Source organism: Desulfuromonas acetoxidans DSM 684 (genome assembly GCF_000167355.1).
Taxonomy (GTDB): domain Bacteria; phylum Desulfobacterota; class Desulfuromonadia; order Desulfuromonadales; family Desulfuromonadaceae; genus Desulfuromonas; species Desulfuromonas acetoxidans.
On the sequence record NZ_AAEW02000003.1, the window covers coordinates 180,197 to 204,409 of the forward strand.

24 protein-coding genes and 2 pseudogenes are annotated in these 24,213 nt (G+C 51.8%); 11 read left to right on the forward strand and 15 right to left on the reverse strand.

What is annotated here, in order from left to right; translation table 11 throughout:
* Window positions 1-338: 338 nt before the first annotated feature.
* From DACE_RS03410 to DACE_RS03460, 11 genes are all read right to left on the reverse strand, one after another.
* Window positions 339-713: a hypothetical protein gene (locus tag DACE_RS03410; RefSeq protein ID WP_005998330.1), complete on the reverse strand. Its 375-nt coding sequence runs from the start codon at window positions 711-713 to the stop codon at window positions 339-341.
* A 110-nt stretch (window positions 714-823) separates the two neighbouring features.
* Entirely contained in the window at window positions 824-1,876 is a 1,053-nt protein-coding gene (locus DACE_RS03415; protein WP_005998331.1) for a trigger factor, read from the reverse strand.
* 714 nt (window positions 1,877-2,590) lie between these two features.
* Entirely contained in the window at window positions 2,591-3,427 is an 837-nt protein-coding gene (locus DACE_RS03420) for a nitroreductase family protein (protein ID WP_238326389.1), read from the reverse strand.
* A gap of 103 nt (window positions 3,428-3,530) precedes the next feature.
* Entirely contained in the window at window positions 3,531-4,301 is a 771-nt protein-coding gene (locus DACE_RS03425) for a DUF169 domain-containing protein (RefSeq protein ID WP_005998333.1), read from the reverse strand.
* A 128-nt stretch (window positions 4,302-4,429) separates the two neighbouring features.
* On the reverse strand, window positions 4,430-5,095 hold the full coding sequence (locus DACE_RS03430) for an ABC transporter ATP-binding protein (protein WP_005998334.1): 666 nt from the start codon (window positions 5,093-5,095) through the stop codon (window positions 4,430-4,432).
* Complete coding sequence (locus tag DACE_RS03435) at window positions 5,085-5,939, reverse strand: ABC transporter permease (protein WP_005998335.1); 855 nt, start codon at window positions 5,937-5,939, stop codon at window positions 5,085-5,087. The genes DACE_RS03430 and DACE_RS03435 overlap by 11 nt, the downstream gene beginning before the upstream one ends.
* Before the next feature lie 21 nt (window positions 5,940-5,960).
* Complete coding sequence (locus DACE_RS03440; protein ID WP_005998336.1) at window positions 5,961-6,707, reverse strand: Rossmann-like domain-containing protein; 747 nt, start codon at window positions 6,705-6,707, stop codon at window positions 5,961-5,963.
* A 10-nt stretch (window positions 6,708-6,717) separates the two neighbouring features.
* Entirely contained in the window at window positions 6,718-7,449 is a 732-nt protein-coding gene (modA, locus tag DACE_RS03445) for a molybdate ABC transporter substrate-binding protein (protein WP_005998338.1), read from the reverse strand.
* 11 nt (window positions 7,450-7,460) lie between these two features.
* On the reverse strand, window positions 7,461-8,672 hold the full coding sequence (locus tag DACE_RS03450) for a molybdopterin molybdotransferase MoeA (protein ID WP_005998339.1): 1,212 nt from the start codon (window positions 8,670-8,672) through the stop codon (window positions 7,461-7,463).
* Window positions 8,669-9,694, reverse strand: coding sequence for a molybdopterin-binding protein (locus DACE_RS03455; protein WP_005998340.1), 1,026 nt, complete (start codon window positions 9,692-9,694; stop codon window positions 8,669-8,671). Before DACE_RS03455 ends, DACE_RS03450 begins: the two co-directional genes overlap by 4 nt.
* Before the next feature lie 277 nt (window positions 9,695-9,971).
* Complete coding sequence (locus tag DACE_RS03460) at window positions 9,972-10,217, reverse strand: hypothetical protein (RefSeq protein ID WP_005998341.1); 246 nt, start codon at window positions 10,215-10,217, stop codon at window positions 9,972-9,974.
* 74 nt (window positions 10,218-10,291) lie between these two features.
* Between DACE_RS03460 and DACE_RS03465 the strand changes: the two genes are divergently transcribed.
* The 5 genes and pseudogenes from DACE_RS03465 to DACE_RS03480 all read left to right on the forward strand — a co-directional run bounded on the left by DACE_RS03465 (window position 10,292) and on the right by DACE_RS03480 (window position 12,724).
* Window positions 10,292-10,666 (forward strand): molybdenum cofactor biosynthesis protein MoaE, encoded by a 375-nt coding sequence (locus DACE_RS03465; protein WP_005998342.1) that lies wholly within the window; start codon window positions 10,292-10,294, stop codon window positions 10,664-10,666.
* Window positions 10,663-11,139 (forward strand): cyclic pyranopterin monophosphate synthase MoaC, encoded by a 477-nt coding sequence (moaC, locus tag DACE_RS03470; protein WP_005998343.1) that lies wholly within the window; start codon window positions 10,663-10,665, stop codon window positions 11,137-11,139. The genes DACE_RS03465 and moaC overlap by 4 nt, the downstream gene beginning before the upstream one ends.
* A gap of 76 nt (window positions 11,140-11,215) precedes the next feature.
* Window positions 11,216-11,695, forward strand: a pseudogene (locus tag DACE_RS18935) (MogA/MoaB family molybdenum cofactor biosynthesis protein); the annotation flags it as partial.
* A 42-nt stretch (window positions 11,696-11,737) separates the two neighbouring features.
* Window positions 11,738-12,241: pseudogene (mobB, locus tag DACE_RS18940) on the forward strand (molybdopterin-guanine dinucleotide biosynthesis protein B); the annotation flags it as partial.
* 36 nt (window positions 12,242-12,277) lie between these two features.
* The gene (locus DACE_RS03480; protein ID WP_050769964.1) at window positions 12,278-12,724 is read left to right on the forward strand and encodes a hypothetical protein; all 447 of its coding nucleotides are present in this window, start codon (window positions 12,278-12,280) and stop codon (window positions 12,722-12,724) included.
* Window positions 12,725-12,882: 158 nt separating this feature from the next.
* Here DACE_RS03480 and DACE_RS03485 read toward each other — a convergent pair whose 3' ends face one another.
* The 3 genes from DACE_RS03485 to DACE_RS03495 are packed head-to-tail and all read right to left on the reverse strand — an operon-like array spanning window position 12,883 to window position 15,199.
* Window positions 12,883-13,866 (reverse strand): DMT family transporter, encoded by a 984-nt coding sequence (locus DACE_RS03485; protein WP_005998350.1) that lies wholly within the window; start codon window positions 13,864-13,866, stop codon window positions 12,883-12,885.
* Window positions 13,863-14,102 carry a hypothetical protein gene (locus tag DACE_RS03490; protein WP_005998351.1) on the reverse strand — a complete coding sequence of 80 codons (240 nt, stop codon included), beginning with the start codon at window positions 14,100-14,102 and terminating at the stop codon, window positions 13,863-13,865. Before DACE_RS03490 ends, DACE_RS03485 begins: the two co-directional genes overlap by 4 nt.
* A gap of 20 nt (window positions 14,103-14,122) precedes the next feature.
* Complete coding sequence (locus tag DACE_RS03495) at window positions 14,123-15,199, reverse strand: 2-dehydropantoate 2-reductase (RefSeq protein ID WP_081449931.1); 1,077 nt, start codon at window positions 15,197-15,199, stop codon at window positions 14,123-14,125.
* A 451-nt stretch (window positions 15,200-15,650) separates the two neighbouring features.
* Between DACE_RS03495 and mobA the strand changes: the two genes are divergently transcribed.
* The 6 genes from mobA to DACE_RS03530 all read left to right on the forward strand — a co-directional run bounded on the left by mobA (window position 15,651) and on the right by DACE_RS03530 (window position 23,371).
* Window positions 15,651-16,448 carry a molybdenum cofactor guanylyltransferase gene (gene mobA / locus DACE_RS03505; protein ID WP_005998355.1) on the forward strand — a complete coding sequence of 266 codons (798 nt, stop codon included), beginning with the start codon at window positions 15,651-15,653 and terminating at the stop codon, window positions 16,446-16,448.
* A gap of 7 nt (window positions 16,449-16,455) precedes the next feature.
* Entirely contained in the window at window positions 16,456-17,652 is a 1,197-nt protein-coding gene (locus DACE_RS03510) for a (Fe-S)-binding protein (protein WP_005998357.1), read from the forward strand.
* A 39-nt stretch (window positions 17,653-17,691) separates the two neighbouring features.
* Window positions 17,692-19,935, forward strand: a complete 2,244-nt coding sequence (locus tag DACE_RS03515) for a molybdopterin-containing oxidoreductase family protein (RefSeq protein WP_005998359.1) — start codon at window positions 17,692-17,694, stop codon at window positions 19,933-19,935.
* Between the two features lies 1 nt (window position 19,936).
* Window positions 19,937-20,770, forward strand: coding sequence for a TIGR04282 family arsenosugar biosynthesis glycosyltransferase (locus tag DACE_RS03520; RefSeq protein ID WP_005998361.1), 834 nt, complete (start codon window positions 19,937-19,939; stop codon window positions 20,768-20,770).
* Complete coding sequence (locus tag DACE_RS03525) at window positions 20,763-21,743, forward strand: DUF169 domain-containing protein (protein ID WP_005998362.1); 981 nt, start codon at window positions 20,763-20,765, stop codon at window positions 21,741-21,743. The genes DACE_RS03520 and DACE_RS03525 overlap by 8 nt, the downstream gene beginning before the upstream one ends.
* A 695-nt stretch (window positions 21,744-22,438) precedes the next feature.
* On the forward strand, window positions 22,439-23,371 hold the full coding sequence (locus DACE_RS03530) for an EamA family transporter (RefSeq protein WP_005998364.1): 933 nt from the start codon (window positions 22,439-22,441) through the stop codon (window positions 23,369-23,371).
* Between the two features lie 53 nt (window positions 23,372-23,424).
* Here DACE_RS03530 and DACE_RS03535 read toward each other — a convergent pair whose 3' ends face one another.
* On the reverse strand, window positions 23,425-24,213 hold the full coding sequence (locus DACE_RS03535) for an ABC transporter ATP-binding protein (RefSeq protein ID WP_005998366.1): 789 nt from the start codon (window positions 24,211-24,213) through the stop codon (window positions 23,425-23,427).

Here is a 24,213-nt window from a genome sequence, read left to right on the forward strand (position 1 = left end):
CGTTAAATCCAGTTGTGTATACAAATTACTCCAGGAGAGGTGATAGAGCTTGCGGAAGGACGTCGTCTGTATGAAAGGGAGCACCGGTTCCGTGCAGGTAAAACGATCAGAGCGAAAAGGTAAAAAACCTTGACGTGTGTCCGTACCCTCTGGCCACAAAAGCGCGAATACAACCCATCAGCTCCCGGTTAAACACGCCAGCGTCAACCATGCCCTGCTCTCGGTTCTGCCCCTGCAACAATAACCATTACATCGTCATTGCATTTCTCAGCAAAGCGTTGCCCACGTTGGTGGTGCAACAAATTCCAGGGGGCGCCCTCACGCCCCCCTAAGCCAAGTTATGCCAATTCGCTCCGCATGATAGCCCGATAGCGTAATTCATTGATCTTATTTGCGACAGCAATCGACCTGGTGTCAGGACTGGTGTGCAAACGATAGTTATTGGTCCCCATTGAGCTACTCGTGACGCCGTAAAAACCAAGCTCTGAATCTTTTAAGGGAGACACATCGTATTGTTCACACAGCCCTTCATATTCCTCTCTCGACAGCGGGTTGAGAGGAATGTTTCTGAAGCTGCGCATGTGGGCGATAAAATCTTCGGGATCTTCAACATTGATACAGCGAAACCATTGTTCCGGTTCACTGGTATGAAACCCTGTCTCTTCAAATCGACCCTTTTCAGTCTTTTCCATTGTTGTCCAAATGGTAGCCATTGCTTCTCCTTTTTATGGAAATCCCAGAAACATCGGTGTTTTATGTTCCGATTTGGTCCAACAGCAACGATGTAAAATCCTTTGTCGCTGCCTGTTCATTGCATCACGGACTACTGAGGGCCCTGCGTCTGTTCATCGAGAATACGCACAGGCTCCCCTTCGGTAAGGATCGCTTTGTCAACAATGTAATCCGTGGCTTTTTTCAGTCGAATGGAATGGATCAGTTGCTCTTTAGCGCCGGGTGTCTCTTCCATGCGCTTGAGACGCGTTTCAAAATCCAGAGCCATATCCATGATCGAGTTTTCTTGCTGTAGAATCGTTTGCTTGATGTCCTCTTCCGTAACCTCCAGCGCCTGAGTTTGCGCAACGGCAGCCAGAAGAAGATTTCTTCGAACCGTGACCTCAGCCTCAGGGCGAACTTCTTTTTTAACGTCCTCAATGGTCCGATGGGTCGACTTAAGGTATTCTTCGAACCTTTTACTGCCAACTTTCTGGCGGAACTGGTGAATTTGCAGTGCAACTTGTTGGTCAACCGCCTCGTCCTTGAGCGGACAGGGGTTTGTTTCAATCAATTTGCTGACCACGGCTTCTTTGATGTTGAGTTCAGACTTTTCTTGGGCCAGAGACACCAGTGAAGTGTGGATTTCAGCAGCAAATTCCTCTATCGAATCGAACGGCAGGCTTGCAAGCAGTTTTTCATCGTCATCGGCGGCTCCGCGTTGTTGTCTCAGCCCCTGCATCTGCTGGTTGACATCGTCTTCAGTGACTACAACCGGAACATAGCTCACCTCTAAGCCTTCGTATTCTTCCAAGGTGATTTTAGGTTCCAGAGCAACCTGAATTTTGACAACACAGGGTTCTCCCAGTTTGGTTTCCTGCGGCATAATCTTCGGGTAAGACATCGGCGTGATATCGAGCTCTTTGAGAGCCCCCATATAGTAGGAAGGCAGGATATTGTTCAGAGCCTGGGCCGCGATTCTGTCCAGCTCTTTGTGATTAGCCATCATCGCCCGATTGCTTAAGGGCAATCCCTGAGGTTCTTTATTTTCACCCTCAGTCACCATCACAAACTCCTTTGTGATGGCGTTTTCGATGGTATCGGCGTCGATTTCGATTTTGAAAAGCGCTTCTTCTTCACTGGATTGCAGCATCGTCACTGTCATGACTTTTCTCCTGATTCTCTATGGAGGATTACGTTGGTTACACCAAGACGATCATTTTGCTCTGCGGCCTCATTGCCGCATGACGAAGATCATTTGCCTTAGTATTCTTTACAAAAAACAAGCCAACCCTTCTTGAGCATGCCAAAGCCGGTCATATAAAGTCGTCACCGGGCAAGCCCCCAGCACAAAGAGATGTCTATAAGCCGCCAAATTATCGGGCTGTGCCGAACAGAGCCTTTATAATGATCGCAATTTTCCACCTTAGAATTGGAGCCGGTATGCAGGAGGAACAGCTTGAATTCACCACCCCTATTTTGTCTTTTTTTAGGATTTCACGTCTCACATCAGGAATAAACATCACTAAGAACGCTCCCTCGTGAAAAAGGAACGCCGAGCTGACATCAGAACACCAGGGGTGTTTGAAAAGACGTGAAAGAGAAATGGCCGGGGAGCCCGAAAGGAAAAGGACAAAACAGTTCAGGGCGCGATCTCATTCTTTCAAACAAGATCGCGCCCTGAAATTCATCCGCAGTCACGACACGCATCAGCCTGTCTGCACCCTGGGCTTAAAGAGATGTTTGTCGGTTTTTAGTCAAAACCATCATGGGTACAACCCTGATCGAGATGATCCCCATACGGTTTCGAGGCAGAAGAGAGCACCCTATCCGTCACAGTGCACATCAATCAGACTAAGGTGCAGCCAACGGTTCCACCTCAGAGAAATACCGGGCAACGCACAATGTTGGAATTGTCGTTTTCGACCGTGCAATGATAGTGAACTGCCGGCTTGCCAAAGGCCATGGCAGCACCAATCAGATGGTCCTCGGGAATGCCGAGTTTTTTTCGCACACCCGACAACAATTCGTCAATGGCGCAACGAGCCAAACCATCCCAGACCGTCCCAACTCCCAGGGTCTGAGCAAACAGCTCAAAATAGGAGAGCGCAATCACACAATCGGCAACCGGCGAAGAAATATTTCGAGGGGCCGAAGCAACGAGAAGATGAGGGGCCCCACGAAACAGCACATCGATATGTTTTTTTTGCCAGAGGAAAACAAAGTTGGCAAACACCTTGCGCTTGTCAGGAAGTTTCCCGTCATTGGCCAGTTTTTCGACAACATCATAGGTGTGCTGACGAAACTTATCCATCATGTGTTTATCGTCAATAACACTGAGTTGCACCTGTCGAACATTACCTCCCGTCGGAGCCTGACAGGCAACATCAAGCAGTCTCTGCATCAGTTCGGGGTCGAGGTTCTCATCGACATAGTGACGCACCGAGCGACGCCCCTTGATAAGAATTTCCATCTGGTCAGGGTCAGGGAATGCCCCTTGTATCAGCGTACTCTGGCTTGGACTCTTTCCGAGAATCGAGACTGCTCCGCTCGGACAGATCGCCAGGCAATGCTGACACTTGCGACATCCAATTTCTTTCTCTTTTGGAATCCGAGGCCAACCGCTATCCATATCAATGATATGAGCCACGCAATCTTTTGCACAAAGACCGCATTGGGTACATTTTTCTTTGTCGACGCTAAATTCAGGCATCATGTCCCTCATCCTTGCCCCGTTTCCGTTTGCAAACAGTACGCTTGTTGAATTGATGTAAAACTGACCGCTCTTGAAGACGCGATGCGGACACATCCTGGACAAATCAGCTCAAATCGCAGGAGCAACCCATCTCTACGGCCATCTCCTGCCAGTGGTCCATGCGTCGCTGTAACTCCGCTTTACTTTGTTCATCGGTGCGAAAAGCAATCGTTGTCCAGTCCATCTCGTCCAACGCGGTCACCACTTCATCGATTTTATTAAAGGGGATGGAGATCATGCGCAGACCCGCCTTAAAAATATCACGTCGCTTGATTCCATGGTAAAAGCCGGTTGTAATGTGATTCACCTTGCCGGAGATCAGGGGATACGCGTACATCCAACTGCAACTGACCACCGGTGTCGATTTCGACTCCCAGAGATCACCGGAAAGATAGCTGGTCGCACGCATGACAATATCAGCTTGTGGAATGTCGGCAAAAAGCACGATAAGATCCGGGTCAAAGTCACAACTGGCAACCGGGGCAAAAACGACGTAATTGATCGCGCCAGGCACCAGAACCGGCAATTGTTGATACAATTTACGACAACCGGAAAGGCTTTTATACACACCGAAATCCAACCCGGCCTGGCCGCAGGCCGTTACAGGTGGTTTGGGAACCATCCCCAAAGCGACTTTCCCGTAGCAGGCATCGTTCTCTTTCGAAATATAAAACGTTTTGCCGGTGTCCTGTGCTTCTTTGACATACTGACAAAAGGCCAACGTCTTGTCGCAGTGTTCAACCGCTTGTGGCTTGACCGGCAGATACTGCACAGCGACAGCGGGAATTTCCAGCTTGAGTCGCGCAAACATCTGTTTCGCTTTGTCACTTAACATAGAACCTCCACGTGGGACCCGACGTAAAAAAGAGTCCGTTACGATGTGAATATAACCTGGCTTCGTTGAGTCATGCTTAGGGCGGAAACTGGATAGATGAACGTGCCATCCTCTCAACCAATCGTCAATCAGACAAAAGCTTTTATGTTGACGGTTTTTTCTATGGCTCCGCGGCGCAAAAAAGAAACCTTGTGGCCCAAAACCGCCGCTTCGGTCATATTGTGGGTCACCAGCAACATGGTCACACCGGTTTTTCTCTGCAACTCCTTGAGCTCAAGTTGCAATTGTGAGCGGCTTTCCGGGTCCACATGGCTTAAAGGTTCGTCGAGCAGTAATGTTCCGGGTTCATTGGCCAGTGCCCGTGCCAGGGCAATACGCTGTTTCTGGCCGCCACTGAGCATCGCCGGGAATTTATGCTGTTCTTCCAGCAAGCCGACCAGCGCCAGGTAGTGCTGCGCTTTATTGAAGGCAGCCAGCCTGTTCACACCGCTGGCCTTGAGACCATACTCAACATTCTCCAATGCGTTCAAGTGAGGAAACAGCGCATAATCCTGAAACACAAAGCCCACATCGCGCTTTTGCGGCTGTTTTTTTGTGACACAGATATCGTTGAGATAAATTTCGCCGGAATCCGGTTTCTGCAGCCCGGCAATAATCGAAAGTAAGGTACTTTTCCCTTCACCGCTGGGTCCGACCAGCACATGGAAGGTTCCGGCTTCAACATGTAACGACAGGTCACGAAACAGTTCCTGGGAACCGAATTTTTTACTGATCGCCTGAAGTTCAATAGCCATGCTGACGTCCAGCTTGAAGCTTTAAGACAAACAGCAGCGTAAAAGAGAAAAGAATCAGCAGCAGTGCTGTTGAGATCGACTGGCCTAGCTCACCACTCATAGCATCCATGTAGATGGAGATGGTCATGGTTTCTGTTCTTCCCGGAATACTGCCGGCCACCATGGCCGTGGCGCCGAACTCGCCCAAAGCGCGTGCCCAGCTCATTGCCAACCCGGCACAGCCCCCTTTACGAATCAGCGGCAGAATCACGCGCCGAAAGGTATAGAAGTCCGAGGCGTTGAGCGTTGCCGAGGCTGCCAGCAGATTACTGGGTATCGAGGCGATACTTTCCCGAGCCGTCTTGATAAAGAATGGCGCCGCCACAAAAAACTGCGCCAGAACGATGCCGGTTGGGGTAAACAACAGCTCAATGCCTGCGTTATGAAGAAGATGGCCAAACAGGTTGTTGCCATTGAACAGCAACAACAGGCACAGTCCGGTCACCAGCGGCGGCATAATAATCGGCAAATCAAGAATCGCTTCGAGCAGCGCTTTGCCTTTAAAGTTTTTCAGGGCCAGAACATAGGCCACAGGCAAACCAAACACCAGGGTAAGAAGAACAACACCGCACGACGTCTTCAGACTCAACACAATGGTGTTGAGTCCCTGCGCCGAACAAAGATACGTCCAAAGATCGCCCCACGACGCTGCGCCGAGAAGAGCCAGCAACACCAGGCCGATCATGCTGAAAAATACAGCCGTCATCAAAGCCATCAACAGGTTAAAACGGAGCAATCGTGCTATCGGGTTAACGGTCGCCTGACTCGGTAGAGCAGCAACCTGTTCAGTGGAAATGTTGTACATACCGCGTACGCCCTTCTGCCGCTAAGCGGCCTCGAAGCAGTAACGTTTCAAATTCATCAGCTCGGCAGTTCCGGCAATACTGGTGCCGAAAAAACAGATGGGAACAGCGTTGTCATCCGCCAGTGCAAGCAATCCGGGCAAAGAGCCGTTGACCACGGTCGACCCCGTCGCCAACACCAGATCACTTTGCTCAAATAACGTTGCCGTCTCTTTTTCATCACCCCACTTGATCGGCACACCGAACTTACTACAGCCACGCTGTTGTTCATCACGGTCTACGCAAAAGACATTCTCTGCACCAAATGTTGTTGCAAGCTGTTCAAGAATCGCCGGCTGCAAGCCGACCAAACCCACCTTGGCAACGGGCTGTTGCTGCAACTGGCCGATTATTTCACCGGCACACTCTTCCGGCTCGTCGTTACGGCAGTGCACGGTCGCCAGTTCCGGCTTCAGGTAACGCATCACAGCGTTGAGACTGGCGATAAAAAGAGCGCGTTGTTCGGTGTTCTCCAGCGGCAACGCGACAATATCGGCCAGAGTCGAAATTTTCTCGCAAGGGGCATCAGTAAAAGCTTGTCCACGGCACTCTCTGAAACAGGCTTCCATCAGGAATTCCTTGCCTTTAAGCAGTGGATAATCCTGACGGGTCGGGTTGCCGATGGCTTCTTCATTTTTCAAAATTCGGGCAGAAATGCTGATTTTTTCACCAAGGAGGAAATCTTCCCGAACCAAGGTGGTAAACTTCTCTTTGAGTTGTGCATAAAACATGTTCGTCTCCTTAAGGTTTAATGGCTTTAAACCCGTGCCTGGAAAAGACTGCCGGTGCTTCAACGAGCATATACTGCCAGAACAGGTTCGCCTCCACGGGATGTCCAGGACTCTTCAATCGGCAGAACGGGATGGTATCGATCTGGTTAACATCCGGAGGAATCGCGATCGTTTCAACCTGACCGGATTGGAAGGCATCGGCGGCCCAAACAATAGACGCATCGACACTGCCGGTTTCGACCCAGCTCACCAACTGCTTGACGTTGATGCCACGAGCAACGATGTTCATCGCGGCCGGGTCAAGACCGACCTTTTCGAATAAGCGCTTATTGTTGCGACCGATTGCCGCTGCCTTAAGGTCGCCCAAAGCAAGCTTGACCGATGGCAGGGTCAGGTCACTGAGGCTTTGAACCTTGTGGCTCCCTTTGGGTGTGATAATGACCGGGATGTGATAGGCAATGGCGACACATTCTTCAGCCAACCCCTCTTTTTTCAGCCTCTGTGCCCACTTGTTCGATCCGGGAATAAACAGATCAGGCTTAACCCCCAGCAACATTTTGCTGCCGAGCCGTCCTGAGCCGTCAAAATCGAACGCCACATCAATACCGGTTTCGTCACTGAACTTCTTGCCCAGCTCCTGCATCGGCACACGCATTCCGGCACCGGAAAAAACCAACAACTCAGCGGCAAATCCGCTGTTCGCAACCAGAACAAAAATAAGGATCAGGTAAATTTTTTTCATCGGCATCATCCTTAAAACTGCAATGCGAAATCGAGCAGATCAACCTCGGTTCCGGAATTGATTCCATCACATTCTCCGCCGAGCAACACCAGTCCATCGCACATCCCCATATTCATAAAGTGCGAGGTCAACTGGCTCGCTGCACGATACGCCAACACGTCGCCCGGCTCACCCTTCACCTGCATCCGCAAGACATCCCAGCGGCCCTTGCGCCCCTTGAGATCATCGGCCAGTCGCACTTTGCGTGTTGGCGGCAGCACATCATTCAACCCCATCATTCGCTTGACTGCCGGCAGGAGAAAATAGAAGAAATTGACCAGACAAGCAGTCGGATATCCCGGCATACCGAAAAACAGAGTGTCGTCCTTACTGGCCACCATCAGAGGTCGGCCGGGTTTGATTTTGGTGCGGTTCACCAACATCCGGTAACCACTCGATTGCAGCAAGGGACGGATAAAATCGTACTTGCCCATGGAGACACCACCGGAGGTGATCACCAGATCACATTGTGCGGACAACTGTTCAAGACTTTCACGGATGGTGACTTCGTTATCTTTGACCGGGCCGAGAACCTGACACTCGATGCCCAATTGAGCCAGACTACTGACCAGAAAATGACGATTACTATCGAAAACACTTCCGGGTTTGTGGGTCTGACCCAGTTGAAGAACTTCGTCACCTGTAACCAGAATACCGACCCGAGGCAGGCAATGGACTTTCACTTCGGCAATTCCAGCACAGCACAGCACACTGAAATTAACCGGTGTCAGTCGGGTACCGGCTTGCAGGATACAAACGCCCGCCTCCATCTCTTCACCAATACGGTTGATATTCTCTTTCTTTTTAACCTCGGATTGAACGGTCAGCAGATTTCCATCCACAGCAACGTCTTCCACCCGAACAACGGCAATACTGCCTTGCGGGACGGTCGCTCCGGTCATAACAGCGGCGGCCTGACCGGCATGAAGCGGTTGCTCAGGAAGTTGCCCTGCCCCGAGGGTGGCAACAATCTGGTAGTTGCTTAACCCCACCTGGTTGAGGGCATAACCGTCAACGGCACTTCTGGGGGTGTCGGGAAAAGCATAAGGCGTGACGATATCTTCTGCTAAAACGCGCCCCAGCGCTGACCGGGTTGAGATCACTTCTGTGGCCATTGGTCGCGCCGCATCGATCAGAATACGTTGAGCGTCAGGTAATGGTAGTTCAGCGATATCTTTCATCATGCAGCCCCCCAGCCAAACGGACAGATTGGATAACGGCACTCAGGGCAGAAGTGACACAACCCACCATGGCCGGATTTCGAAATCTCTTCGCGGCTGATGTTTTCTCCGGTCAAGATGCGCGGCAGAAAAATATCGAGAGCCGTCTTTTCAAAAAACAGTGCCGCTGCAGGAACGGCGCAGACCGGAACATTACCGGCCCGGCCGATGGTCAGGTTGTTCCCAGGCTGAATCGGGTTGCCCTTTTCGTGGAAAACGACCCCGGCTTCTTTCATGGCACAGACGGTGACATCATCCGGATCAACTGACGTTCCGCCGGTCATCAGAATCATCTCACTATCTTCAGCAGCCGCTCTGATCGAGGCACTGATCTGTTCTTTCACATCCGGCAGAATCGTGGCATAGGTCACTTCAACGCCCAAATTCTTGAGTTTCTTCGTCAAAACCGGGGTGAAGTCATCAACGATTCGACCGGTGTACACTTCGCTTCCCGTGACCAGAATCGACGCCGTCTTGATGCGGTAAGGCTGCACAGAGATCAACGGCTCACGCAACAGATCCTCAATACGATTGATCATGGACCGCGAACAGGTCAGCGGAATAATACGGAAAGCCGCAACCTGCTTCCCCTTACCAACCGGAAAGTTGTTATGGATGGTGGGCAGCGAGGGGACCACCAGACCATTGATTCGCGCTAAACGCTCATGGTCGACTTTAAATACCCCTCTGCTTTCAGCATAAAAACTTACTTTGCCTTCATGCGGCTGCTCATCGTAACGAATGTTGGCACCGGCAATCTGGGGCGCCAGCAATCGCGCTGCGGCATCCTCATGCACATCATTTCCCATGTCCTCCCAGACATAGATGTAATTCTTGCCCAGACGTCGCAAAACATCCAAATCCTCATCTTGGACGACATGCCCGCGTTTAAAAGCCACGCCTTTATAGTGTTGCTTTCGATTAACCTCGGTGATGTCATACCCAAGTACCTGTCCTACCGCGTTTTCCAGAGACACACTATTCATTGATCACCCTTCGATTTTTTTGGTCAAAGTAAGCTTTTCAAGCAAGCAACAGATATGGCCACCTCATCTCAATTTGAGACTTGGCCGATTCTCAATCTGGGAACCGGAAACCATCCTGACCTCTTCCAGTAAACAACTTGTTGTCGTGTGTTTGCGTCATTCTCAGCACCCAATTATTTTTTTTGCAAAAAGGCTTCAACTGTCTACAAATACTCAATCTTTCACCTCTCGTCAGACTGGAGTTTTTTGCATCATCTCTGAAATCACCGAGAATCATTCATGACCCAGCTTCCAGTTTTTGACGAAAGCCCTCGTTTGCATATCTGTCAAACTTTTCAAAAACCGGGCCAGAACCTGCAAAGGCAACCGCCTTCTCATGCCAACCACCGGCAACTCCCCCAATAACCAATTGGAATAAAAGGGAAAAACATCTTTTAAAACAACATGAATCAACCATCGCAACACCGAGCCTTATCATTGTCAAAAACCGCCTCTGCCCCTTGGCCTGATTGTTGCTAAACATAAAAATCACCAAAAGATAAGTTTCACCCGAATACCCCAAAAAGATCTGCCGGGCAGATCAAAACAGGAGTCGACATGGATATTTCAAAAACAATTGCACAGATGAAACAGGATCCGGACTTTGCCCCGAATGTCGGTATGGTCTTGGTTCACAATGGCGTGGTACGTGGATGGTCGCGCAAAGACGGCAGCGATATTGAACAGATTGATATACGTTGTGATCAGGCCAAAGCTGAAGAGATTTGTCGCCAGGTCGAACAGATGCCCGGCATTTATAAAATCGCCATGGAAGCACGTTCCGGACGGATGAAACCCGGGGATGATGTGTTATTTCTGGTTGTTGCCGGAGACATCCGCGAAAATGTCAAACCAGCACTGGCTATCCTGTTGGACCGGATCAAAGCAGAAGCCGTCACCAAAAAAGAATATTTCGGCGAGGATGTCGCATGAGTTTTAATCATTTCGATACAAACGGCCGCGCCGTTATGGTTGATGTCAGCGAAAAAAAGAAAACCATGCGCACTGCAATTGCATCGGCACAGGTCAAAATGCAGCAGGACATTTTGCGCACCATCATTGAGGGCGCTGCCAGTAAAGGAGACGTACTCGGTGTTGCCCGCCTGGCTGGAATCATGGCGAGCAAAAAAGTGCCGGACATGATCCCGCTGTCTCACCCGCTGGCCATTCATCACGCGTCGATAGAGTTTGATGTCAACATCGATGACGGACTGATCACCATCAGGGCAACGGTAAGAGCGTATGAGCGCACCGGAGTGGAAATGGAAGCAATGGTCTCAGCTTCTTTGACCGCACTGACCATCTACGATATGTGCAAAGGGATGGATAAATCGATCGAAATACGCAACACCATGCTGGAGTATAAAGACGGCGGGAAAAGTGGCGTCTATCAAAAGCAGGCCTAGCAGGCGGGTAAAAAGTCCCATCTGTTTTTTCAACAGCCTGCTAAACGGCCAGCCACAACATGGGGAGAGTTCACGCATGAAAGCAGCGATACTGGTTCTAAGTGACAAAGGTGCTATCGGCCAACGAGAAGATACCAGCGGGCCGGCGATACGCGAGTGGTTGGCTGAAAACGGGGTCGAAACCGTCTGTGTGGAGATCATCCCTGATGAGTTCTCGATGATTCAGGACAAGCTGACCAACTGGTGCGATACCGCGATTGCCGAGTTGGTTATTACCTGCGGTGGAACCGGTGTCTCCCCCAGGGATGTGACTCCTGAAGCAACCAGAAGTATCCTCGAAAGAGAGCTGGAAGGGTTCGGAGAATTGATGAGGCAGAGAAGTCTTGCCAAAACGCCCATGGCCATTTTATCTCGAGCCACCGCCGGAATCCGCAGCAACTGCCTGATCATCAATCTTCCAGGGAGTCCGAAAGCTGCGCTGGAAAATCTTGAAGCGGTGTGGCCTGCCGTCGACCATGGCATCGCCAAGATCAAAGGCGACCCCTCCGACTGTGCCGAGGTCCATTCCCGACACAAAAAATCGCCGCCTGTTGTCTCTTTTGCCGGATATTCCGGAAGCGGCAAAACCACATTGGTCACTAAAGTTATCGAACTATTGAGCAATAAAGGGTATAAAATCGGTGCCATCAAACACGACGGGCACAGTTTTGAAATCGATAAACCCGGCAAGGACACCTGGCGGATGACGCAAGCGGGAGCCACAATCACCGGCATCTCTGACAGCAGCACCCTGGCGCTTATCAAAAAGCATCAAAGTGCGCCCAGCGTCAGCAGTATTATTTCAGACTACTATGCAGAGATGGATATTGTCATTGTTGAAGGGTGGAAGGAAAGTGCGCCAAATAAAATAGAAGTCTACCGCTCTGAAGTTGGCCATACTCCCCTGTTCCAACAGCAACATGCCGAAAACTTTATCGCTGTCGCAACGGACTGTGATCTGACAACGCAACTGCCGGTGCTTGATATCAACCAGCCAGACAAAGTTAGCGACTTTATTATCGATACCTACCTGAGCACACCTCACCAACACCATGCTCAGTAAAAATTATCACAGTGAATCTCGAAGGGAGACATGCACATGCCCAAATACACGCGATCGGTGGAAGCAATGAATCAAGGAAATAGGGCTGGGTCAAAAAAGGCGAAAAACGATGAAAAAATTGGTGTGATTGCCGACAGACCCTATTGCTTTGTTTATGTCTCGCTCATTTCTCGGGCCTTACACCAACTCGGCGCGGCAATCTTTTTGGCAACCTATGTTCTAAGCGCGACAGATTCACCCGCCTGGAGGATCTCCCTGATGCTCACTGTGGTAAGCGGAATGGTACTGCTCGGTTCCGAAGCGATCAGACATCGGCAATTTCTGCGCGAAGTCTTCGGCCTCTCAACCCTGTTCAAATTGGTTCTGGTCGGCTTCGCCCATCACGGTTGGCTGCCGGCAATCCCCAGCGTCACGGTGGCCTTTCTGTTGGCCTCACTGATCTCGCACGCACCGAAAGCCGTTCGTCACAGACTGCTTCTCTAGCAGTCTGTTGAAAAAAAATCGATCCGGAGGCTTCTCAACAGACTTCTGACATCTTTTGCGGTATGACATGAACAGCCTGTGACACATAGCGCCCGCCATGGACGTCACAGGCTGTTTTTCACCAGTCAGCGAGAAGACTCTGGTCCTGTTTGCGATCCTCAATCAGCAGCTTGACGCCCCTTTTTACCAACCAGCCAGATACCACCGATCACCAGCAGCGTCCCGCCCATCTGCAACAACGAAACCGCTTCATCCAATATCAGCCAACTGAAAAAGATCGTCAGAACCGGACCGAGACTACTGATCAGCGCTGCAGGCGAACTGCCGATACGGCGAACCGCAGCAGCCAGGGTAAGAACCGGCATCACCGTGGAAAAGGTTCCCATGATAAAGGCCAGCAGGTATATCTGCCAAGGCTGGACCAGATCGCTTAGCGGGTGGCTGACGGCAAAATGAAGCAGAGTTGCTGCCGTGGAAACAACCAGTGCTAAACAGGCGAATCGGGAAGATCCGTACCTGGCAATCAGGTGCCGCCCCCCGGAGAGATAAAATGCGTAACAGAGCGCCGACAGAAAGACCAGCCCACCGCCAACCCAAACCTCCTCCTGTACACCGGAGACGTCCATATCGTGGACAAATGCCAGACCGATCCCGCAATAACAGATCACAACCGCCAGCCACTCATAGCTCCTGATCTTTCGACCACTGAAAATAGCATCAAAAAACAGGGTCAACAGGGGAAAGCTGAACAGAACCACCCGTTCCAATCCGGCGGAAACATACTTTAAACCCAAGAAATCAAACAGACTGGCGCCATAGTAACCAACCGCCCCGAGAATAATGACCACAGCTAAATCCTTGCGGTTTAAGTTGCGCCCCTGATGTCCTGAAGACCTCAATAACAAAAGGAAGAAAGGCAGCGCAAAAAGCATTCGCAAGATTAGCAGGGTGACGGCATCGACAGGTACCTGTTGCGGCAACGCGTAAGCCAGCTTGATCAGAATCGCCTTAAAGGAAAAACCAAACGCGGAGATAACCGCCAACCAGAGTCCAAGGCTGTAGCTATTGGCACTTATTCGCTCAGTGCCTTCTTTACCGACACAACCACCCCGCTGCCGGCGGCCATCGGACGGTCCCTTCACAATTTCAGATCAAAATTCATATCAATCTTTACAACCGCGTCCGGGTACTCTTTCTTGATTGCTCTTTCTACCTGCAGCCGATGCATCCAAACCACATGCTCAGGAGAGAATTCATCCTCTGTTTGCCATAAACTGACGGTACCATTGTCATCAATGGCCGTCAGTTCCATCGTCCCACCCTCGCCGTTTATTGAAGGACGCAACGCATTCAAAATTTCATCGATCTTTTCTTTCATCTCTTTCCTCCAAATTGAAGTCAGACCCGTGACTGAACGCTCAACAATAAAGTATGTGCTCGGACGTTTGCCGGCAATTCATTCACAGATTCAGTAGAATTAACGTTGTGAAACCTCATCGGGATACAATCCCTGCGCCGAGCATGCAAACGGGATAAACCCAGTAATGTATCTATTTCGGGAGTGGCGATACCGACCTTTTGTCCGATTTCTCGCACCGCAGCCACCAATGCATTCAGTTCAAGAGAGCGCCCTGCCTCAACGTCCTGCAGCATGGAAGTTTTGAATGCTCCCAACTGGCGCGTTACGGCATTGCGCTCTTCACCGGTTTGGCTTATGGGACAACCGATTCGGGCACCGATCTCCCCCGCTTCGGCCATAATTTTAAGACAAAAACGATTCACCAACGGGTCATCAAGGATTTTGTCGCAGGTGACGCCAGTGAGCGCCGAGACCGGGTTCATCGTCATATTCCCCCACAGTTTGTACCAGATTTCCTGCTGAATAGAGGCGGTTGTTTCGATCTCAATTCCAGCCTTTGACAGCAGTGTGTCCAGGGCTTTCAAACGTTTGGAATCTGAACCATCGGGTTCGCCGACAATGAGCTTTTTGCCTAAATTGTTACGACTGAAGCCAAGCCCGTTTGAGGTAAAGCTGCCATGGACGACAGCACCGATCACTCGGTCCGCAGGAATCGCAGCGGCAATCTTCCCGCCGGGATCAACCGATTCAAGTTGCATCCCTTCAAACTCTGCACCCGGTCGCTGAAAAAACCACCAGGGCACACCATTCATGGCGGTTAAGACCACAGTCTGCGGGCCGATCAAAGGTGAGATCTTTGCAGCGACATCGGTCATCGACTGGGCTTTGACAGCAACAATGACAAGGTCTTGAACACCAAGATCACGCGGATTGTCTGAGGCGCGGACAGGTGCAACAATGATCTCGTCATCCATCAGCAGTCGTACCCCATCGGCCTTTACCGAACTGAGGGTCGCACCACGACTGACCACACTGACATCACTGCCCTGATGCGCCAATAGAGCACCGATAAAACCACCGACGGCTCCAACACCATAGATGCAGACTTTGTTCATCATGATTTCCACTTACCTTTCCCCTCTTGTTCATTGATTCATCTCTTTCTCATAAAATTGCCGTCACTGCCGAAGTTGCAATCATCGTACCTTGGCAGAACACAAAAACATGAGGGCAACGCAGAAAGGTCGTCATGTTGCAATGAGTCCCCTGCACCAGACAGCAAACCGGCCGATTCTACGCACACTCTCGTGACCATCAGGCCATGTCATCGAAACCGGGGACGTCGTCGCAAAATGAGACGGCTGATTTTTTCAGTCTCAAAAGAAAACAGCATTGCGGGGATGCACCACCCCACCACCAAGACAGTTGTCAGACAGCCATCGCCGTGCTTCAGCGCCTCATGGCACTGTCTTGAGCAGATGGCACGATCCTTGCCATTCTTATCACTGAACTCAGTAAACAGAAACGGCAACGGCGCTCTCATTCGTTATTGAGCAAGGACAAGCAATGGACTTATCGAAATCAGTGATTCAAACGTGCTTTCATCCCGAGTCCCACGCCTCTGTGGACGCTTCACAGGAAATTTTTCCAACCCAGACAACGCAGTCGTTACACAACAATGACAGCGATGCGATCTCGGAAAAAAGAACGCAACAGGAATCGATTACCGGTGTCATCCTTGCGGGTGGGAAATCAACACGGATGGGACGCAATAAAGCGCTGCTTGATCTGGGCGGCATCTGTCTGATCGAAAAGACCTACCAGACGATGTCGGCGCTTTTTCCCGAAGTGATCCTCATCACCAATACGCCTGACGAATATGCATTTTTGAACTGTCGTTGCCAGAAAGACATCTATCCGGGAATCGGCTCTATTGCCGGGCTTCATGCAGCCCTGAGCACCAGCAATACCGAACGTATTTTTGTCGTTCCCTGCGATATGCCCTTTCTGAGTCCGCCACTGATCAACCTGTTGTGCCAAACGACCCAAACCTACGATGCGGTTGTTCCTGTGAGCGATAAAGGGATGGAACCACTCCACGCGCTCTACCATCGCCGCTGTTTGCAACAACTGGAACAGGCCATCACGCACGGCGACAAAAAAATACAGAATTTCCTCCGTAACATCTGGACCTATTTCCTTCCGGTGAGCGCATATCGCCACATTCCACATGCTGAGCAGGCATTCCAAAATGTTAATCGTCCTGAAGATTATGCGGCTCTCGACTTGACGCAACTGAATGAGTTGCCTGCTGAATGGCAGGCAAAAGCGTCGCAATCGGTCCACTCTCTTGAAACGCTGTGAGGAGACAATGAAAAATTCACATTGTCAGACAGAAGAGATCCTCCAACAATTTACCCAACAATGCGTTTCCTGCGGACTGTGCTTTAAGGAATGCGATGTGCTGTCAGGATTGAATCTTTCGCCGGTGGCGATCGCCAAAATTCTTTCAGAGCAGGGTACCTACCCAGACGAGTTCGTTGAAGCGATTCAAAAATGTTCGTTATGCGGACTTTGCGGCCATAACTGTCCATTGGGCCTGGAGCCGAACAAGCTGATGCTGGTCGCCCGCGAGTTGTTTGTCCGGGGCCGCATGGTCAATAGCGACGACTACCGGGTGCTGCATGTTGATCATAAGCATCACCTGTTCAGCCTGTATCGCAAAACCTGGCAGATCGATTATCAAAAACAGCATCGCACAAAGAGTCCGGTTGTGTTTTTCCCCGGCTGTACTCTGTCCAGTTATGCACCGCAACTGACACGAACAGCCTATAGCTGGTTAGAGCAACAAGGCATGGAAGTCGGTCTCAACGAGCAATGTTGCGGCTTGCCCCTGGCAAGCATCGGTCTTGGCGAGCGTCATTCACGCCACATCGATCGCCTTGAAAAAGAGTTTATGGATGCAGGAGTAAAGCAAATCGTCACGGCCTGCCCCAACTGCTTTTATCACCTGCACGACAAATTTGACGGAATTGAGGTGTGTTCTCTCTACCACCTGATGGTCGAAGCCGGAATCAGGGTTGCCGCCATGGATGATCCGGTCACGGTTCACGACTCCTGCCCAGATCGCCACAGTGGCCAGATCGGCCGTTCCATCCGCACCTTGCTCGATGGCAATACGCTGATCGAAATGGCCCACCATAACGCGTCAACGATCTGCTGTGGTGCCGGAGGGCTGGTGTCGATGGTCGACGCGCCACTCAGTGATCAAAGAGCCACAACGCGCCTTGAAGAATTCCGCCAAACCAGCACCACGTACTGCGTCAGTGCCTGTATGGGATGCGTCAAGCGCCTCGAATCAGGACAAAAAAAAGTGACGGCACATTACGCCGATCACGAACACCCTCTTTCTCAACCGCAAATCGTTCACATTCTCGAGCTGGTGTTCAACATGCGTATCAACCATGACGAACTCCAACAGCAATTAGAAGGGATGTGGAGCGGTGAGCGCGGACAACAAAACATACAGCTACTGACAGAGGACACTGAACCCCAAACTGTCGCTTAGAGAATCTCTGGTTTCGTTTCCAAGCGAGGGAGCCCGTTCATGCCAAACCGCACAACAAAAACCAACTGTCGCCTCTGCAGCTATCTGTGCGGACTTGAAGCACAGATCGAGGATGACAAGATCGTCAGCCTGCAACCGGACCCGAGTCGCTACCCCTACGACGTCGGCATCGTCAAAGGGTGTCCGCGCTTTCATAGCAATCTTGAATTCCTCAATCACCCGCAACGGATCAACCACCCGTTGAAACGAGCCGGTGAGCGCGGAGAAAACCGCTGGCAGCAAATCAGCTGGGAGCAGGCGCTCAATGAGATCAGCGAAAAACTGTTGCACCTGCGCGAGAATTTTGGTGCCGAAACCCTTGCCACCTCCATCGGCGGTCCACACACAACATTCTGGCCCCTGCACCGTTTTATGAACCTGTTCGGCAGTCCGAACAACGTCGGCATCGGACAGATCTGCTGGAATCCGTCGATCTGGGTCAACAGCCTCACCTTTGGCTGGCCACTGGAAAACGAAATTGATCCGGAAACAACCGGCTGCGCCATCCTTTGGGGGGTAAACCCGGCGGAATCGGACAACTCGCTTTTCTGGCGTCAGGTCCTGGCTTACAATCTCACCGGCAAACCGTTAATCGTGATTGATCCGAGAGAAACCCGCACCGCCCGTCTGGCCACGCATTGGCTGGCACCGAATCCCGGCACTGATGCGGCACTGGCACTGGGGATGCTGCATGTCATCATCGCTGAAGAACTTTACCCGCAGCAATTCGTTGAACAGTGGTGCCATGGTTTCGAGCAACTCAAGCAACAGGTTGCCGACTATACCCCGCAACATGTCGCGCAGATCACCGGGCTGACGACCCAACAGATTATCCAGACGGCGCAACTCTACGCTCATGCAAACTCGGCGTCGATCTTTCATGGCCGCGGCATTGATCAGATCGGCGCCAACAGTGTTCAGGTCCACCGTGCCATCGCCTGTTTGAAAGGGCTGACCGCAAACATTGATCGTCCCGGCGCTTCCTACCTGTCGGAGATGCCCGAATATATCCCTGAAATCGACCTTGAGCTGACAGACCGGCTGCCTGCCGAGCAACGCCAGAAACAGCTTGGCCGGGATAAAATCAAGCTACAAACCTTTGAAGGGTACGAGCGTCTGACCCGCTATACCCTGCAGCATGGCAAGCAGCTTCCGGCACGCTATCTGACATCGGCGCAACCCAACCTGGTATGGCGGGCGATGCTTGAGAGTCAGCCCTATCCTATTCGCGCCATGATCGTCAGTGGCAGCAATCCATTGATCTGTCAGGCGGACAGCGAGCTGATCGCTAAAGCGTTACAGAGTCTCGACCTGCTGGTCGCCTTGGAACTGTTTCCCAATTCGGTCACCGCCCTGGCGGATTATGTGCTACCGATGGCCGGCAGCCTGGAACGCCCGGTCTTACAGACCAATGCCGGCGTTGCCAATATCGCCTACGGTGGTCCGCAAGCGATTGAGCCTCTCCATGAGCGTCGTTGTGATTACGATTTCTGGCGTGAATTGGGGCTGCTTTGTGGTCAAGATGAATTCTGGCCGTGGGAGGATTTCACCACCAGTTTAGACAACATCCTTAATCCCCTCGGCCTGACGTGGGAATCCTTCTGCGAAACAGGTATTTATGCGCCAGCTCCGGAATACCGTAAATACGAAAGCTATGAAAAGAACGGTCAGCCGGGCTTTGCCACCCCCAGCGGCAAAATTGAGCTGTACTGCGAGGTGCTCAACGAGGTCGGAAGCTCACCGCTACCGGTTCATCAATCGCAACCGGGCGCATCAGCCGAGTTTCCCCTGTTATTGATCACCGGTGGCCGCAAGCAACCCCACTGGGCCTCTTCTTTTCGTTGGCTGAAAACGCTGAAAAAACCGGGCACGGTCCCGCAGGCAGAAGTCAGCAAAGCAACCGCGGAATCGCTGGGATTGGAGCACGGCCAGCAGGTCGTTGTCGAGACCCCGCACGGCAAAACAAGCTTCACCTTAAGCATCGTCATCATGAAAGACAATGTCGTCAATGTCGACTACGGCTGGTGGTTCCCGGAACAATCGCTGGCAGCACCGGAGCTTGGGGGGGCTTTTACGTCCAACGCCAACATGCTGACAACGGCATCCTTTGAAACGTCGGACCCGATTCTGGGACAGTGGATCTACAACCGCATTCCCTGCTGTATCTATCCGGCACAACCCGTAGGACAAACAACCACTGACACCAACCACCTTCAACAGGTTCCGGCCTCAAAGGAGAACTAAAATGAGCCTTAAGAAAAGAGCACTGATTTTTTTCACAAAAGTCCCGACCCCCGGTCTCACCAAAACGCGCCTGACAAAGGAACATGGGGGCATTTTCACCCCGGAAGAGGCCGCCGAGTTCTACCAGGCTGTCATGCTCGACACGGCAGAAGTCGGTTTCCGTGCCCTGGAGCAGTTACAACCCAGCGAACAGGACGTGGAATACGATTTTGTGATCAGTGCCACCCCGGAACATGACCATCCGCGGCTCAAAGAGATTTTTGGCGCACTCGGCCAACGTCAAATCGATTTGAAATTCATTGCCGATCGCGGCCAGAATTTCAACGAGCATTTCAACGATGCCTTCCAGCAACTCTGGGGACTCGGTTACGACTGCGCCGTGGCTGTAGGTGGCGACCAACCGCAAATGACCACCAACAATATCAAGCAAGCCTTCCAGTGGCTTGACCGTTTTCAGGAGTCGCACCAAAAAGGCTTGGTTCACTGCCCCTGCCAGGCGTGCGGCGTCTCTCTGATCGGACTGACCAAAGACACCCCCATGGACTTTGAAGGGGTTTTCTATAACGCCGACGGCATCTCGGCTCTCGACGCCATTATCAATATCTGCAGCGAGAAACAGATCCCTGTCGCCGCCCTCGAAACCGTGGCGGACATCGACAATGTTGAAGACCTTGCTCACGCTTTGAGTCTGGCCCATTCGCAGTCGTACACCGCCGAGTTCCAGTCTGACGTTGTGGTTCCACAGCGTTTCATCGACTGGGCAAAAGAGACCGGCCTGAGCGTCACCACGCCACCTAACGATGACCACGACCCACGGGAGTTAATCGATGCCTGATGTCCAGATAGCAACTGAACAGTGTACCGGCTGCGGCATGTGCGTTAATTTCTGCCCGGTCGAGGTCTTTCAACTCGAAACCAGCGGTGAAAAAAATACCGTAAAGGTGGTAAACCCCTCAGCCTGCTGGGCGTGTGATACCTGCGTCGGCCAATGTCCGACCAACGCCATTCGCATTATCGAAAGCGCGGAGGAAGCCGCCGATCGGGAGGCACGCTTTAAGCCGTCGGCCCCACCGCTTGATCCGGCCGAACAGCAGCAGTACCAAGAATGGCATGAGGTTCTGACCCAAACCCTTGGTCTGCGTTGGAACCCGGTGGCGATCTCCTTGATCGGTCATGATCAGCCGCTTCCGGCAGCACCGATGCCACGCGTTAAGCTGCGTTATTGCCAGTCGTTGATGATGGCCCGGCGTGGCAAAACCGTGATGATGCCGGCCCAGTGCCATGCCTGCCCGGACGGCACCCATATCCTCGGCCTGACGGAAATTCCGCCTAAGCTTGCCAGTGGTGAAATGTATCTCCATTTCAAAAAACTGGCATCGATGGAGGCGGCCCGTCAGATGATCAAGGAGCGGCCACGGTTACCGGAAAAATCGACCCTGGCCACCCTGGTCAGCCCGCTGAAAGATGCGAAGGTCACACCGGATGTGATCGCGGTGATCGCCAAGCCGGAACAGATCATGTGGTTGACCATGAGTGCCTCCTACAGCACCGGCAAACGTTTTGACTTTAAAGTGAGTGGCTACAACGCTCAGTGCGTTGAAACCACCCTGCTCCCCTATACCCAGCAGCGTTTCAATCTTTCCCTGGGCTGTTACGGATGTCGCGCCAGTTCTGATATCGGCGACGAACTGATGTTCATGGGCATTCCACGCCAACAGTTGCCTGAACTGATCAACGGGCTGAAAAAATTGGGGGCTAAAGCGATTGGCGACTCGCGCAACAAGATCTATCTGCCGCCAAACATCTGACAAACAGGGTGTTGAAAAGCCCTGGGGATGACTTTTCAACACTCTAGAGACAGGTTCGGGACACTCCACGGTCCCGGACCTGTCCTGCCTAAAAAGTCTGCATGCGGCCTCCTGACAACAGGGTTCTATCCGGCTGTTCAAAACGGCCTGTGAGGCCCTTGGACGGACGACCAAAATCAAGGGCGGTTTTTCAAGGCCTTGATTTTGTCCGTAAGACGGACATCGCATTTTCGGCTTGCGCCGTTGAAAAGCCCCCGGATGGGACTTTTTCAACCCTGCTATATCAGCCATGAAAAGGGTGATCAAACATGAATCTACGACTCACGCCAAAAGCACAAAAAATTATTGTCGAAAGAGAATGTGATATCAGCGTCAGCCTGAAAGAACAGGTGTGTTACAGCTGAGGCGGTGCTCAATCGAGAGATGTCCCATCCGTGCGATGGGGAAAACCAGAACCATCACAGATCGACACATACGAAAAGATGATCATTGACGGAGTTTCTGTTTTTGTTCATCACGCCGTGAAAGGGATCGTCAATGCCCGCATTGATGTTGTCACTGGCGGAGTTGGGACTAAACTTATCTTTTTAGGTCATGTCGGGGGCAAATAGAATGTTCCGGGACTAAAAGACGTTGCCGTCCGCAAGACACCAAAGAACAAAAACCAACACCGACCCAGGATCAATGGAGTTTCAATGAGAGGGGCGAACATCGTTTTTGTGGCATTGGCTGCGTTATGCTGGGGGCTCTCAGGCGGCATCGCCGGTATTCTTATCTCCAGTGGTTGGGATGCGCTGGCCCTGTCATTCTACCGGGGAACCATCGGCTTGCTGATCTTTCTCGGCTGGCTTTGCCTGCGCCCACACGGCAGCGGATTGAACAACCGGCGCATGTGGTTCTGGTCAGCGATCGCCGGTTTGGGTGTCGCAGGGAATTTCTCTTTTTATTTTGTCAGTGTTACGCACTGCAATGTCGCAATCGCAGTAACGTTGATGTACAGCGCACCGGTCTTTGTCTGCCTAGTCTCATTTGCCCTGAAACTTGAACGCCCCACAGTGTTGAAATGGACAGCCATCGCGACGGTGATGCTTGGCATCGTCCTGCTGACACAGATCTACGATCTCGATGCAAGCAACGTGACACTGTTCGGCGTCAGCGCCGGATTACTTGCCGGTGTGTCTTACACAATCTTTATTTTCGGTTTCAAGTATGCCACGCAGTACGGCAGTCCACAGGCGATTCTTTCCATCGCATTTGCGATGCTCGCCACCCTCCTCGTCTGGTTCGATCATGTTGAAATAAGTTACGCCATTCTCAGTGCGCCCCAATGGCCGTTGATTGCCGGATTGGGCATACTGGGGGCTGGGGTGTCGTTTACCCTTTATCTTCTCGGCTTGAAACACACCGGCCCGACGTCAGCCTCAATTGTGGCCATGATCGAGCCGGTAACTGCAGCGCTATTCGGCGTCGTCGTCTTACATGAGAGTCTTGCAGGCTCACAAATGGTCGGCATGGGGGTAATCATCATCACCGTCACCGTGTTAAGCATCTATTCAAAGGCCGAACCGGCCCACGATCTCGGATCTATTCAGTCAAACTCCAACCAGAAAAAAGGCCCAGGGCGATAAACAACCCTAGACCTCCCCTCCTCCATCTGGTTCTTTTAAGCAGTGTACGCTAGCTAGACCTGCGGCGCATTTGCGCCATCCGGCACCTGACGGCAAAAATCTTTGAGTGCGGCACGCAGCCGAAGGATATTGGCCCTTTGCTTTTTGTCTGTACGGCTGCGCTCCAGCCCACGCTGAATCCGCAGCGTGGCATAGCAGCGGTTCGGTGGCCGCCCCATAATAACAACCCGATCAGCCAGATAAGCCGCTTCTTCGACGCTATGAGTGACAAAAACAACCGTCTGTCGACGCTGGGCGCAGATTTTCAGCAATTGATCCTGCAGATGCTCGCGGGTATCGGCATCAAGAGCACTAAAGGGTTCATCCATCAACAACAACCGCGGCTGCAGAGCCAATACCCGGGCCAATGCCGCCCGTTGTTTCATGCCGCCGGAAAGCTGATGCGGATAAGCCTTCTGAGAGCATTTCAGATCAACCAGGGCGAGACTGTCGTTGACAATATCGTGCAACTGCGTTTTCGCTACACCGGCAGCCTTGAGTCCCAATTCGAGATTGCGACGCAGGTTCATCCAGGGAAAGAGGGTAGCGTCCTGAAAGACAACGGCTCGTTCGGGGTCGGGACGGTTCACCCGCCGCCCGTCAAAAAAGATTGTTCCCCGATCAGGCGGGATAAACCCGGCGAGTATGTTGAGCAACGTGGATTTACCACAGCCACTCGGCCCGATGATGCAGACAAACTCCCCTTCGGCAACGGCAAAGGAAAGATCCTCCACCACCGGCTCAGGCTCGCCTTTATCGTCTTGCGTATAAGCCTTGCTGATATCGACAACGTCGATCAACAT

Coding starts and splice junctions, on each gene's coding strand:
- DACE_RS03495 (WP_081449931.1), bottom strand. CDS start 15,199: ATGAACAAAGTCTGCATCTATGGTGTTGGAGCCGTCGGTGGTTTTATC.
- DACE_RS03420 (WP_238326389.1), bottom strand. CDS start 3,427: ATGATGCCTGAATTTAGCGTCGACAAAGAAAAATGTACCCAATGCGGT.
- modA (WP_005998338.1), bottom strand. CDS start 7,449: ATGAAAAAAATTTACCTGATCCTTATTTTTGTTCTGGTTGCGAACAGC.
- DACE_RS03530 (WP_005998364.1), top strand. CDS start 22,439: ATGAGAGGGGCGAACATCGTTTTTGTGGCATTGGCTGCGTTATGCTGG.
- DACE_RS03415 (WP_005998331.1), bottom strand. CDS start 1,876: ATGACAGTGACGATGCTGCAATCCAGTGAAGAAGAAGCGCTTTTCAAA.
- DACE_RS03480 (WP_050769964.1), top strand. CDS start 12,278: ATGCCCAAATACACGCGATCGGTGGAAGCAATGAATCAAGGAAATAGG.
- DACE_RS03460 (WP_005998341.1), bottom strand. CDS start 10,217: ATGTTTAGCAACAATCAGGCCAAGGGGCAGAGGCGGTTTTTGACAATG.
- DACE_RS03425 (WP_005998333.1), bottom strand. CDS start 4,301: ATGTTAAGTGACAAAGCGAAACAGATGTTTGCGCGACTCAAGCTGGAA.
- DACE_RS03520 (WP_005998361.1), top strand. CDS start 19,937: ATGAGCCTTAAGAAAAGAGCACTGATTTTTTTCACAAAAGTCCCGACC.
- DACE_RS03440 (WP_005998336.1), bottom strand. CDS start 6,707: ATGTTTTATGCACAACTCAAAGAGAAGTTTACCACCTTGGTTCGGGAA.
- DACE_RS03515 (WP_005998359.1), top strand. CDS start 17,692: ATGCCAAACCGCACAACAAAAACCAACTGTCGCCTCTGCAGCTATCTG.
- DACE_RS03465 (WP_005998342.1), top strand. CDS start 10,292: ATGGATATTTCAAAAACAATTGCACAGATGAAACAGGATCCGGACTTT.
- DACE_RS03410 (WP_005998330.1), bottom strand. CDS start 713: ATGGCTACCATTTGGACAACAATGGAAAAGACTGAAAAGGGTCGATTT.
- DACE_RS03435 (WP_005998335.1), bottom strand. CDS start 5,939: ATGTACAACATTTCCACTGAACAGGTTGCTGCTCTACCGAGTCAGGCG.
- DACE_RS03490 (WP_005998351.1), bottom strand. CDS start 14,102: ATGAAAGAAAAGATCGATGAAATTTTGAATGCGTTGCGTCCTTCAATA.
- DACE_RS03535 (WP_005998366.1), bottom strand. CDS start 24,213: ATGTTGATCGACGTTGTCGATATCAGCAAGGCTTATACGCAAGACGAT.
- moaC (WP_005998343.1), top strand. CDS start 10,663: ATGAGTTTTAATCATTTCGATACAAACGGCCGCGCCGTTATGGTTGAT.
- DACE_RS03450 (WP_005998339.1), bottom strand. CDS start 8,672: ATGATGAAAGATATCGCTGAACTACCATTACCTGACGCTCAACGTATT.
- mobA (WP_005998355.1), top strand. CDS start 15,651: ATGGACTTATCGAAATCAGTGATTCAAACGTGCTTTCATCCCGAGTCC.
- DACE_RS03455 (WP_005998340.1), bottom strand. CDS start 9,694: ATGAATAGTGTGTCTCTGGAAAACGCGGTAGGACAGGTACTTGGGTAT.
- DACE_RS03525 (WP_005998362.1), top strand. CDS start 20,763: ATGCCTGATGTCCAGATAGCAACTGAACAGTGTACCGGCTGCGGCATG.
- DACE_RS03430 (WP_005998334.1), bottom strand. CDS start 5,095: ATGGCTATTGAACTTCAGGCGATCAGTAAAAAATTCGGTTCCCAGGAA.
- DACE_RS03510 (WP_005998357.1), top strand. CDS start 16,456: ATGAAAAATTCACATTGTCAGACAGAAGAGATCCTCCAACAATTTACC.